The sequence below is a fragment of the Candidatus Brachybacter algidus genome (assembly GCF_016707225.1).
GTDB lineage: Bacteria > Bacteroidota > Bacteroidia > Chitinophagales > Saprospiraceae > Parvibacillus > Parvibacillus algidus.
Genome location: NZ_JADJID010000005.1, coordinates 182057 through 194441, shown reverse-complemented (window position 1 = coordinate 194441; position 12385 = coordinate 182057). Strand labels below are relative to the sequence as shown.

The 12385-nt window shown below is 36.8% G+C and carries 9 protein-coding genes; 5 read left to right on the top strand and 4 right to left on the bottom strand.

The features are described from left to right. Positions 1–10: 10 nt before the first annotated feature. From IPI15_RS15365 to IPI15_RS15350, 4 genes are all read right to left on the bottom strand, one after another. Positions 11–1546: a phytoene desaturase family protein gene (locus IPI15_RS15365; RefSeq protein ID WP_287421108.1), complete on the bottom strand. Its 1536-nt coding sequence runs from the start codon at positions 1544–1546 to the stop codon at positions 11–13. A 40-nt stretch (positions 1547–1586) separates the two neighbouring features. Beyond that, the gene (locus tag IPI15_RS15360; protein WP_287421106.1) at positions 1587–5219 is read right to left on the bottom strand and encodes a trifunctional MMPL family transporter/lysophospholipid acyltransferase/class I SAM-dependent methyltransferase; all 3633 of its coding nucleotides are present in this window, start codon (positions 5217–5219) and stop codon (positions 1587–1589) included. Between the two features lie 207 nt (positions 5220–5426). Further along, positions 5427–6626, bottom strand: a complete 1200-nt coding sequence (locus IPI15_RS15355) for a DUF2062 domain-containing protein (protein ID WP_287421104.1) — start codon at positions 6624–6626, stop codon at positions 5427–5429. Continuing rightward, complete coding sequence (locus IPI15_RS15350) at positions 6627–7007, bottom strand: ApeI family dehydratase (protein WP_287405404.1); 381 nt, start codon at positions 7005–7007, stop codon at positions 6627–6629. 86 nt (positions 7008–7093) lie between these two features. Here IPI15_RS15350 and msrA point away from each other — a divergent pair, with 86 nt between their 5' ends. From msrA to IPI15_RS15325, 5 genes are all read left to right on the top strand, one after another. Next, complete coding sequence (msrA, locus tag IPI15_RS15345; RefSeq protein ID WP_287405403.1) at positions 7094–8170, top strand: peptide-methionine (S)-S-oxide reductase MsrA; 1077 nt, start codon at positions 7094–7096, stop codon at positions 8168–8170. A 36-nt stretch (positions 8171–8206) separates the two neighbouring features. Continuing rightward, positions 8207–8599 carry a hypothetical protein gene (locus IPI15_RS15340; RefSeq protein ID WP_287421102.1) on the top strand — a complete coding sequence of 131 codons (393 nt, stop codon included), beginning with the start codon at positions 8207–8209 and terminating at the stop codon, positions 8597–8599. A 92-nt stretch (positions 8600–8691) separates the two neighbouring features. Further along, entirely contained in the window at positions 8692–9597 is a 906-nt protein-coding gene (locus tag IPI15_RS15335) for a SulP family inorganic anion transporter (protein WP_287421100.1), read from the top strand. Beyond that, the gene (locus IPI15_RS15330; RefSeq protein WP_353845320.1) at positions 9594–10370 is read left to right on the top strand and encodes a SulP family inorganic anion transporter; all 777 of its coding nucleotides are present in this window, start codon (positions 9594–9596) and stop codon (positions 10368–10370) included. Before IPI15_RS15335 ends, IPI15_RS15330 begins: the two co-directional genes overlap by 4 nt. Before the next feature lie 587 nt (positions 10371–10957). After that, the gene (locus IPI15_RS15325) at positions 10958–12367 is read left to right on the top strand and encodes a tetratricopeptide repeat protein (RefSeq protein WP_287405399.1); all 1410 of its coding nucleotides are present in this window, start codon (positions 10958–10960) and stop codon (positions 12365–12367) included. The last annotated feature ends 18 nt before the right edge of the window (positions 12368–12385 follow it).

The following is a 12385-nucleotide window of genomic DNA, read 5'->3' as shown; positions in this document are numbered from 1 at the left end:
AATTAATTCATCAATTATTTAGAAATTCATTGATTTCTTCAAAAATTAATTTCCCTTCAGATGTATGTTTCAATGTCAATAATGCTGAAATAGATGCTCCATAAACTCCGTGAAGATCCGTATTCTGCCCGGTCATTAGCATATTTGGTATTTTCATCTTTGGGGAAATATACGTAAATAAGGCATTATTATAGTCCTTTTCAACTCCATAACCTGTACCATCAGGTACATTGAGAAAATCACGGTAGGTAAGAGGTGTTGAGCAATATGCAGCAAAATACATATCTTCAAACCCGCTAATTTTTGAAGCAACTTTTTTCGCTATTTTATTAATTAATTCTTTTTTTAGTTGATCATAATCTTGTCCACGCTCCTGATGCTTGGCTGTCGTATTAAAGGTGCTTTCCCACTTTTTAAAAATTTTAACATCACAATATGCCAGTACATTGATTGTATTCGCATACTGCTGATCGTGTTCTTCACATCCGGTACTGATCATCATATTTGTCGGCCAATTATCATCAAAGTGCCCATCAGGATGCATGGCTGCATCATTATTCTTCAGGATATAAGTATTGTAATTAAAATAAGGAAGCGCATTTTCTTTTAAAGAAAAATAAACAGAAATAAATGCAGGAGTATTTTGCAACTCTTTAACTCTTGAAACATAGCTGGGTCTCAATGAGTATTCCGGAAGAAGCCCTATCACGCAAGCCGGATGAATGGCTGCGATACATGTGCTAACATTTACGCTGATATTTTGATCAATAATAACTTTATCCACTTTTCCCTCTTTTATTTCTATCGATGTCACTTCAGCATATTTGCGCACCAAACCTCCATTGTCATGGATAATCATTGAAAGATATTTGGATATCTGAGAACCCCCATGGATGAGTCTGTAAGAACCTTCTACATAACTATTTAAGATTAGTGCAAATACGTAAAAAGGTGTTTTCGCCTTATTTCCTGCATACAAAATAGAATTGCCCCATAATACTGCGATCAACCTTTCAGAAGTTATAAATGAACTAATTACTTCATATGCAGATAAGCTAAGTATCTCAATAGTAACGGAATTTTCTTCAAGTTCCTTGAGATGATAAGGGCCGAACAATGACACAATTCTATTAATTTCTTCTACGAGCAATACCAAGTTTTCAGACTCTTCAGGGAAATATTTAGATAAGCCTGATATAAAATTATCCCATCCCTGACCAAATTTATATTCGATCTGTTCATCTTCGAAGTAAATCCGATCGAATCCGTCCATATCCAATCTTTGGTATTTTAAAAGATCACCAATGCCAATAAAATCGAATAGTTGTCTCAATGGCTGGCCTTTACCCAAACTGCCAACGTAATGTACTCCTGTATCAAAGATTTTCTTATCTCTGGAGAAAACCTGAAGGCATCCGCCGATCTGATGATTTTTTTCCAGTACAATTACCTTTTTGCCTTTTTTTGCCAAATAGGCTGCACAAAGAAGTCCAGAGATTCCGCTGCCTATGATGGCGTGATCATAATGAGCATCTATTTGAGACATTTATTTGAGATTAGTTGATACTAGCTGCATCGATAAAAGATCAAACAGGATTGAACTGGTTTTTAATTATAAATAAAGTATTGGATGACAGTGCTGAATCCTCACTTTTCTCAACTGAAAAATTAAACTCTTCCGCCATTTTATAAACAATTGATTCATTTATAAATCTAAGATCGTGTTTTATCTTATTAAAGCCAAAAACCTTTGTCGATAGCCATTCTGTAAACTTCGTATTTGAATGTTTAGTAATGCCGGAGGATTCAACTCCTTCTCGAATGATAATCATTCCCTGAGGATTAAGATTATTGGCACAATTTTTTAATAATTCGACCTGTTCAGGTTCATTAAGGTAATGCAGACAATCATATAAAAGGAATACATCACTTTCCTCCAAAGCATATGTAATAATATCTGCATTAATGAAATGGAGATCTCTGCCAGCTACAGAAAAATTATTATTCGCTAAGTCTATTTTATCTTCATCATAATCAATACCTGTAATGGACCTTTGAGCACTGCAAAGTGATAACATCAGATCCATCATACCATATCCACAACCAAGATCAGTTATTTTTGCATTGCGTGGTATCAGATCATTTAATTGCTTGTAAAGATTTTCATTAATGGTTTTAATCTTTGCATACCAGTAGGTAACAGGACCCTTGAATAGATAGTTTTTTCTAAGAGTGTCAAAATGAAACTCCGGAGTCTCCATGCGGACAGCAATTCTATCCAGCTCTTCCCGCATCATCTTATTGATATTCTTAGTTCTGATGGTATAACTTTCGCCCCAGGAAGTATCTCTGCCATTGATAGCCGGAAGTGCATTTAGCGTCCCTGTACATGACTTAATGTGTTGATCACCTTTAGTTAAGCCAACGTTGACTCCATGCAGAACAACCGGGTAAATGGGAACGTCTAGTTCTTCAGCAAGAAAAAATGCGCCTTTGTGGAAGCGTTTTATTTTTCCATCAATCGATCGGGTACCTTCCGGAAAGACTAGAATAGAATATCCCTGATCTATTGTTTCTCTCGCTTTTTCAACTATAGAGTCTGTTCCTTCAAATCCCGGCAAATATCCTGCAGCTCTGACAAGCCCACCGTAAACGGGATTGTTATACACCCAACTATTGGTCATAACTACCAACTTTGGATGCAAGCCTATTAATAAAAGCAAGTCAATATGGGTAAGATGATTGGAAACAATTATTCCCGGTCTATCCCAATTTATATTGGTAAGTCCAATATTTTTAAAATGTGCTGTTGGTGTGATCCATAAAACAAGTTTGCAACTATATTTTATCAAGACATGGAAAATATATTTCAATGCAGGGATTTTCATTAATCCTGTCCATTTCCACATTAATCCGATTATACTTAGTAATATACCTAGAACGATAAATGTAGTGAAAGTTACTATGGTGACTATGAAACTAAGTAGGGTCATAGGCGCATTGCCTTTCTCTGTTCTGGAAGTAACGAAGAAATGATATAAGGCGGGTTGGAGTGTCAATGATAAGATCAGTACTACAATAAGACCAACCAATGCCAGCACTGCAAAGGAATGAAAAGCCGGATGCTTGCCGAATAGCATGGCAGCAAGTCCGATCATAGTGACAAGAACAGAGATAACAATGACTTTTTTATCATTGTTGATCACTTTCTTGCCTGTGCTGAACTCCTTAGTGAGACCATCAATCATAAATATTGAATAATCATCACAGAGCCCGAATATAAATGTACATAGTATCAGATTGACGATGTGAATTTGAATACCACAAAGGTGTGCGATACCAAGGATCCAAACCCAACTGATAGCCATCGGGATGAATGAAAGTATAGCAAGCTCCAATCTGCCATAGACTATGAATAATAATAGGAAGACAACTAATGCTGATAGAAAAAGTATATTGTTAAAATCTCCCTGGAGTAATCCGGCTGTCTGATTAGCAAAATGCTGCCTGTTGAACAATTGGTATGGTGCATCAGGATCTTGATGTTCTAGATCGAAATCTCCAATTACAGGAGCATTGATCGTTATTTCGTGATTCTCATCTGTTTTAATAAAGCGGTTGAGTACAGAGTTTTTGAACTCATTCGTCATTCTTTCAGGCACAGCTGTGGAATCAAGCATACTTGTTTTAGCCAGGAAACCCTGAACATCCTTCGATGCTGAGATACCCTGTGCTTTCAAGGCAACATTCATGCTTGTTTTTAAAGAATCTGACCAAAAACTATGCCATGCTTCACTGTTACTGTATTGTTGTGAAGCAGGAGGCTGTATAGCGGTGATATCAGGAATTAAAGCAGCGCTGTCCATCTCCAGTAGGTCCTTTCTTGCCTTGCCATAGATAGTAAGTGCAGAATCAAGGTTGGTGGCTTTGACTTGAAGTGATGTCCTGGAAAGATCGAATCCCAGATCATTTTCAATTATATTAAAACCTGCCTTGTCCTCATCTGGAATATAATTTAATTTGGAAAGATCTCCTTGAAATTGAATTTTTGAAGAAGGGATGATCATAGCAAATGTGCCCAATACTATAACACCTATGATCCATTTATTTTTATGGAAATCGTAGCTAGTCATCTTCTCGAACCATTTGATGGCCACCTCCCTCTCACGAGTTTTTTCGCTGTGCAGCCATTGGGGTAGGACGATCAGAGTGGTCAAAACACCTACGGCAAGACTGATCACTGCCAAATAACTGAATTGCTGTAATAGCAAGCTATCTGACAAAACTAACAGCGCAAAAGCTGCGATCGTCGTCACGTTCCCAATGAGCAAAGGCGAAGATATTTCACTTATAGCCTCCTCAATTGAATCATGGTGGATCCGTGCATTGATAAGGTGGATGGAATAGTTGATACCCATAGCAAGAATAATAGTAGCAGAAGACATTGCCATAGCTACTATTGGAATACCAAAATATCCAAATGTGGCCAATGCCATCGCATAACCTACTACTGAAGGCACCAAGGCAATGAGTGAAAGCCTCTTACGTCTATAGAAATAATATAGCAAACCCATGGTGAGAAAAATGGAGATAATCCCTGTAAGATTTCCATCTCTTGACGATCTGTCTTTATTGATCTCTGAAGCAATGGGAGCCCCGATAAGATAAGTTTTTACTGGAGCAAACATTTTTTCGCCTTGACCTCTCATAGAGAATAAAGTATCTATAAGTCCTGCATATCTAGGGTCTTCATTGTCAGGAAAGATAGCTGTGATGTCAAATAATAAATTTCTTTCATCTGTAGAAATCTGGAAACCATTTGCTTGAGTGAGGCTGGGTACGGTCCGAAAAGAACTTAGTTTTTTTAGGACCGTCGGAGCAAGATGCAATGGATCTAATTCATTATAATATTTAAGTGCTAGTCCAGTGAAGCTATTATTCATTCTTGCATTGGCCTTCACTATATTCGTCAGCGCTTCACTATCCAACTTACGCGACAAGGAATCAAGATCTTGGGCAGTAAGCAACAATGGAAGATTGTAAAAGATGCTGTCATAGAGCACTCTTTGGAGACTGTCCGTCATCCTGATTCGGGTGTCTTTGATGCTTTGAGATAGATATGGAGAAGATGCAAGTCTGTTTTCCCACCATTCCGCATTATCAAGCAAGAGTTGTAAGGAAGTATCAGCATGCTCTTCAACATGCAAAAGAATGAGCATGTTATTATTTGATCTCAGATTTGTGACCTGAGATTTATAATTCTTGGAAGTAGTATGTTGTGGAAAAATAGAAAAAATATCATTGTTAAACTTAAGCTTAACAATACCGAAGACGGCATATAGGGCGATTGCGCACAATAAAATGTAAAAAACAAAGGGGTACTTTCTTAATTTATTAAAGATATAAATGAATGGTCTACCCATGATTTAAGATACTAGTTTAGGAACAGTCCTGGCAAATAATTTATAGATAAAAAAGCTGATATAAAAAGCCAAAACGGCTGCAAATATCGAAAGTATTACTGCACCAACCAAATACTGCTCAAGGTTATTTGCCAATGAATTAATGGAATAGTCAAAGTTAGAAAAATTCAATTTTCTCGGGTCAGATACTATTTTTCCTCCTATCATATAGCTAAAGTAAAGGATAAGAGGAATCATTGGTGGAATAGATATATGTGCTGCAAGTGTAAACAGAGCTTTATTCAATTTTAAATAATGGCTGATGGTCAAACCAATGATTAGCTGATACCCCCATACCGGAAAAATACCCATGAAAACGCCAAAAGCAATGGAGGTCGATCTCCGAATCACACTTTCTTTGGGATCATGCAATGTCTTTCCAAAGCTTTTCCAAAACCCGACACTTAATATTTTCCTGAACCATCTTAATGGAATATACCAAAAAAATGCCTGTAGAAAAAGAATGGTATTTAGTAAACTTATCCGAGTAAAATCCTGAAAAGGTCTGAAATGTGTAACTCTGATATGACTAGGAGGATAATAAACCCTCACAGGAACAGGCAGAATCTCAATATTTCTCCATGCAGCCTTCACTAGAATCTCCACTTCAAATTCAAATTTCCAAGTAATAAGCTTCAGATCTTTGATCAATCGAATAGGATATAACCTGTAACCCGATTGCGTATCAGGAAGTTCAACGCCAGTATCAAACTTAAACCAAAAATTTGAAAATTTATTGCCAAATGAACTCTTTCCAGGAATACCTTCCCTTTCCATATTTCTGGATCCAATAATGATGGCGTCTTTATTGAAGCGGTGAAAGTCTACAATAATTGGAATATCTTCCGGTAGATGCTGACCGTCAGAATCTATGGTGATGGCATAGTCATAGCCATGCTCAAGCGCTATTCGAAATCCTGTTTTAATGGCTATACCCTTGCCCTGATTAGATTCCTGAGTATGAATAATTAAGTTTGGGAAAGCATTTAATAGCTCTGAAGTGTTATCTGTAGAGCCGTCATTCACCACAATAATGCTAGAAGTATATTTAGAGCACCCATTTACCACAGCCTTAAGCGTCGATCCATTGTTATATGTAGGTATCAGAATACATATCTTTGAATCCTTCATCACAGACCCTGTTATTTCATCCAAAGATGCCATCTAAGCTTTTAATTGTTCTGTAAGTGAAATGCTTACTTTTGAAAAGACGACCTCTTCGCTTCTTAACACTGCTTTAACATCCAAAGGGCTATCTGTTCCGTAAATCTCAATATCCAGAAAAAGTTCAGGATTTATTATTGGATCGACAAAATTTAGAAATTTACATTGTTTAACCTTCGATATCAGCAGGTTTCTCTTCTGGTATAAGGAAACACACGATGTAATTATTTTAAGGATCAATACACCAGGAAGCACCGGTTGCCCAGGAAAATGGCCCTTGAAAATAGGATGGTCTGAATCAAGTCGAATCTTAAATCCAGGTAGAAGATCTCCCTCCCTTTCGATGGTATGTATGGAAAAAAAAGTATTGATATCTCCCATTATTTATATCAGTATTCTATAAAACTAATGAAGCCAGGGGCTCAACTAATTATAAATTTATACGTTTAAAATTAAAAATATTACAAATGAAATATTTCATTTTTTTATTGGCATCATTCAACTCATTTTGCAACAGCAAAGATAGCAAGCCAGATGAACTGAATGCCAAAACTACACAAATTGTTGAAAAGACTGATCCTGCCAATGAAGAGACAATAGTACTCGGAGGAGGATGTTTCTGGTGTTTGGAAGCAGTTTATCAGGATCTAAACGGAGTTACAAAGGTTGAATCCGGATATTCAAATGGCCATGTGGATAATCCTACATACAAACAGGTATGTTCAGGTTTGACAGGACATGCAGAGGTTGTCAAACTTACTTTTGACAATAAAAAAGTCAGTTTAAATGACATACTCGATGTATTCTGGACTATCCATGACCCCACGACACTTAATAGACAAGGTAATGATTCCGGGCCTCAGTACAGAAGTGGTATTTATTACTTCAATGAAGCTCAGAAGAAAATAGCCGAAAATTCTATTAAGACGTCAGCTCAAGAAATATGGGGTGATAGAATCACTACTGAAGTACTTCCGGTGAGCAAATTTTCAGTAGCAGAGGATTATCACCAAAACTATTATAATGAAAATAGTAATGAGTCTTATTGTAGATTTATCATCACGCCTAAAGTAGAAAAATTCAGAAAGAAATTTGCTGACAAATTAAAATCAAATCAAAAATCAACAGAAATGGAAAGTGTACCAAAGTGGAATGAACTCACATCAGCCGAAGCAAGAGTCATTGAAGATAAAGGAACAGAGTATCCCGGCACCGGCAAATATTATAAATCTACCGGTAATGGTGTATATGAATGTAGAAGGTGTAACGCACCTCTATATGACAGCAAAGACAAATTCCAAAGTGATTGCGGGTGGCCGGCATTTGATGATGAGATCGAAGGTTCAGTAGAGAGAATACCTGATGCTGATGGATCCAGAACGGAAATCGTATGTGCAAATTGTAAAGCGCATTTGGGTCATGTATTTGAGGGAGAAAGACTGACATCAAAAGATACACGTCATTGTGTGAATTCGATTTCTCTGCAGTTTTTGACTAGAGAGGAATACGAAAAGCAGCAATTGGCACGTAAAAATAATAATTAGTAATAAGAAAATTTTGTAGCGCTTAATTAAGACTGAATGAAAAATATTTTTGTTCAGTCTTATTTTTTTACGAACTTTGAATTGTTTAAACCTTTTTTACTAATCTTCGTTTATCACACAATGTTTAAAACCACAGGTATCATATTACTTTGTATGACTTTTATTTTCGCTACCAGCGGAAATAGCCGTGGTCTTATATTCAAAAATCTGGCAAAGACAGAGCATGAGCTTAAGGTTAAAAATGATTTTGGTATGCCTGCCGCTGAAGAAATTTTTGAACAGGTCACTGAAAAGAAACCACCTACGTCGATCTTAAAATTTCCATATTTCCCTATTGAGCAGAGGGATATGCTTCATCTCAACTACTTTTTGAATAGATCCATTCTACTTCACATCAATGACATTGTCATTCCTCCTCCCAAATTTTAAATTAAAAGAATATTTCGACCGATCATCAGGTCAACAATAATTGGCATGTGCGAAGCATGTCCTCATTTCTTTTAATTTAATTCAAAATAAAAATGCAAAAATTACAAGCATATTTAAAGTCTGATATATTATCAGGCCTGGTCGTCTTTTTAATATCAGTGCCTTTATGCCTCGGAATAGCCTTAGCTTCAGGTGCACCACTATTTTCAGGAATGATATCAGGTATCATTGGAGGTATTGTCGTAGGAAGTATCAGCAAGTCTCCGTTAAGTGTCAGTGGACCTGCTGCTGGGTTAACGGCAATTGTTCTTTCGGGAATTTCTACAATTGGATCATTTGAAGGATTTCTATTGGCGGGGATTCTTGCAGGGATCTTCCAGGTAATATTAGGCATAGTTAAAGCAGGAACTATTGGATATTATTTCCCTTCAAATGTCATAAATGGAATGCTCACTGCAATAGGTATCATCATCATCCTCAAGCAGTTGCCCCATTTGTTCGGATATGATGCCGAATCACTAAGTGATGGTACATTAAGTCCAAACGAATCACATATTACCGCTACCATAGAACAGGTTTTGAACGGGATTCAACCTGGCATTGTGATCACTAGTATCGTCTCCTTATTGGTCATGGTGCTCTGGGATAAATACAAACCGGAAAAACTAAAATTGGTACCCGGGGCTGGACTGGCAGTGCTGACAGGGGTTTTGGTCAATTTTATATTTATTTATACAGCTTCTAAAGGGCTTATCATTGAATCAACGCATCTCGTAAATCTTCCGATACCAGAGGATTTTGCTTCGTTTCTTGGTCAGTTTGCAACTCCGGATTTTTCATATATCGTCAATAAAGATATCTGGATATTGGCTCTGACCATAGGAGTGGTGGCATCCCTTGAGACCCTACTTACTATAGAAGCTACTGACAAGATCGATCCGGAAAAAGATTTACAGACAGCAATAGAGAGTTACTTGCACAAGGCACGGGTAATATAATAAGTGGACTGATAGGTGGAATCCCTATTACTTCTGTTATAGTGCGGTCTTCTGCCAACATGAATGCCGGCGCTAAGTCCAAACTATCTACAATCGTACATGGCATATTACTTTTGGTGGGTGCCATGCTGATTCCTGCCATTTTAAATTATATACCATTGGCTTCTTTAGCAGTCATTCTGGTCGTGACAGGATATAAATTATGCAAACCTTCTGTATTCATGTCATTCTTCAAAATGAATAAATATCGTTGGTTTCCATTTATTGCTACAGTAGTTGCTATCGTCTTTACGGATCTGCTCGTGGGAGTGGCCATTGGTATGGCCATCGCAGTTGGAGCTATTCTGATAGGTAACCTTAAAAATACGTATCATCTGCACCAAGGACAACTTGAAGGAGTTAACATGATAAGAATAGAGCTGTCCCAGGAGGTATCCTTTCTTAACAAGGCAGCATTGACTATGACCTTAGATAGGTTGCCCAATGATTGCACAGTGGTGATAGATGCGACCAAAACATTTTATATAGATTTTGATGTGTTGGAAATGATAAGGGAATTTGAGCAAATAAAGGCACCTACCAAAAACATCAAAGCTGTGCTGACCGGATTTAAAGAAGAATATGATGTGGTCAATAATGACCATATTTTCTACGAAGAAATTCCGGGGCTTAAAAAAAATGCACATAAAAGAACTGGCATGAAAGCCACTGAAGTAATCACGAATATAAAAAAAGGAAATAAGGTTAATGGCAAAATTAATTTTGTCAACTAGCTATATTTAACTAATTCATATAAGGTTTTGACAGGAAGGATCTCAGCGAAAGTTGGGGTCCTTTTTATTTAAACAAGCTTTAGCCTTACCATATGCCAGGGCGTAACTGGATCAATCCTTCAAATCACATTTATTTCAAAGATCATAGCGGCGTGCGGGAAGATATGAACGATAGGCTGCATTCTTTTACATGCAACAAGTCCAAAAGCCGCTATTAAGGAGGACTAACACGGTACAATAGATGGTGGAAATAAAATAAACCATGCCATAAAAGACATTAACATATAAATCCCTTTGTCATATGTGCTGATAATCAATGCGAAAGGGCATTGTCAAATATAATAATATTAATAATGTTTTAAATACTGTAAGATAAGATTTTGGATAATCATGTCTTTGGTATTATAATAATCTGCATGCCTAAGTAGCTGTACCAAAGAGCGTTTTACAAATTACAAATCTTTGTAATGCCTTGTAAAATCAAGGTTTATAGAAATAAATATGTATAAAAAAAGTACACCACTCACTCAAATTAAACATATATTTACCGCCGAATTGAATGAATCCCTTTTAAGTGAACAGTATGTATGGACGGAAATCTTAATGCAAATAATAATACAATCCCAAATATAGTCAATGAGTTTGAAGCAATGTCTCAGAACGGAGGCCTCAACTTATTGCATGAAAAAGATTTTATTGAACTTATTTTATACTTTGAAAAAGAGTTAATGTTGGACAAAGCCTTGGAGATCACTGATCTTGCTTTGGAACGCTTCAGCTATATACCTGACCTTTTTCTCAAAAAAGCACAAATACTAATAGCCCTGAATAACACTTCGGAGGCGTTTGAGGCCTTAGATCAAGCATTAATGTTGGCTCCTGCAGAGAATGAAGCAAAGCTAATGAAAGCTAATTGCCTTATAATGGATAAGGCTTACGATGATGCTTTTTCTATGTTGAGTGATATCATGGTTTCTGGCTCATATAAAGAGAGGCTTAGCGCTTCTTTGTTGAAGGCAAATATCCATGAAATCCTGAAAGACTACAACCAGATGTTTACCCACATCAAATTTGTACTTGATCTAGAGCCGGGCAATGAACCAGCCATGGAAAAGCTTTGGTCTTATATGGAAGCTCAAAGAAGTTACCATCAAGGCATTAACTACCTGAATCAATTACTTAATAACGATCCATACGCTTATTTAGCTTGGTATAACCTTGGACAGGCCTATTCTTGCATCGGTGAATATGAAAATGCTATAGCAGCTTACGAATATTCATTCATAATTCAGCCTTCTTTTGAATTAGGGTACAAAGATTGCGCAGATCTTGCATTTCAACTATGTAAGTACAAGTTCGCCTTAAAAGTATACTCAGATGCACTGGAAAATCTTGGTCCTGATAGTGAAGTCTTCGCTTGTATCGGTGAATGTTATTTGAAATTGAAACAATATCGTCTGGCACGACTGAATTTCAGAAAATCAAACAGACTTGATCCTTATAACGATGAAGTACATTATAATCTAGGCATTTGTTTTGCAGCAGAACATAAATATGAAATCGCACTCCAGCACTATTTTAAAGCATTAAAAATAGAAGATTGCAGAGAGGAATACTTTGCTGCTGCAGCAGAAGCATTTTACAAGATCGGTGAAGTAGACAAAGCAAATTATTATTTTATCAAGGCTACAGAAATAGGCGGAGATATTCCTGAAATATGGTTTGCCCATGCCAAGTTCTTATATGAGATAGAAGAATACCAAAAGTCTTTGGAAATCCTTGAAGAAGCTGATGAATACACATATTCGGCAGAGCTACTTTATATCAAGGTGTTAACATTAGTGGCCTTAGATAGAAAAGACGAAGCATCTGAAATTCTAAAAGAGGCATTATCAGAGGACTACGAGACACATAGAATCCTCTTTCAGATCAATCCTAATCTCAAGGATGATGCCGAAATGACATCTATCATTAATTATTTCCAACCGGAAGATTAATAGTTATTTCATTTTAAG

Bases quoted from the DNA above. Each gene is read 5' to 3' on its own strand.
- IPI15_RS15365 (WP_287421108.1), bottom strand. From the start codon at position 1,546: ATGTCTCAAATAGATGCTCATTATGATCACGCCATCATAGGCAGCGGA.
- IPI15_RS15360 (WP_287421106.1), bottom strand. From the start codon at position 5,219: ATGCTCATTCTTTTGCATGTTGAAGAGCATGCTGATACTTCCTTACAA.
- IPI15_RS15355 (WP_287421104.1), bottom strand. From the start codon at position 6,626: ATGGCATCTTTGGATGAAATAACAGGGTCTGTGATGAAGGATTCAAAG.
- IPI15_RS15350 (WP_287405404.1), bottom strand. From the start codon at position 7,007: ATGGGAGATATCAATACTTTTTTTTCCATACATACCATCGAAAGGGAG.
- msrA (WP_287405403.1), top strand. From the start codon at position 7,094: ATGAAATATTTCATTTTTTTATTGGCATCATTCAACTCATTTTGCAAC.
- IPI15_RS15340 (WP_287421102.1), top strand. From the start codon at position 8,207: ATGAAAAATATTTTTGTTCAGTCTTATTTTTTTACGAACTTTGAATTG.
- IPI15_RS15335 (WP_287421100.1), top strand. From the start codon at position 8,692: ATGCAAAAATTACAAGCATATTTAAAGTCTGATATATTATCAGGCCTG.
- IPI15_RS15325 (WP_287405399.1), top strand. From the start codon at position 10,958: ATGGACGGAAATCTTAATGCAAATAATAATACAATCCCAAATATAGTC.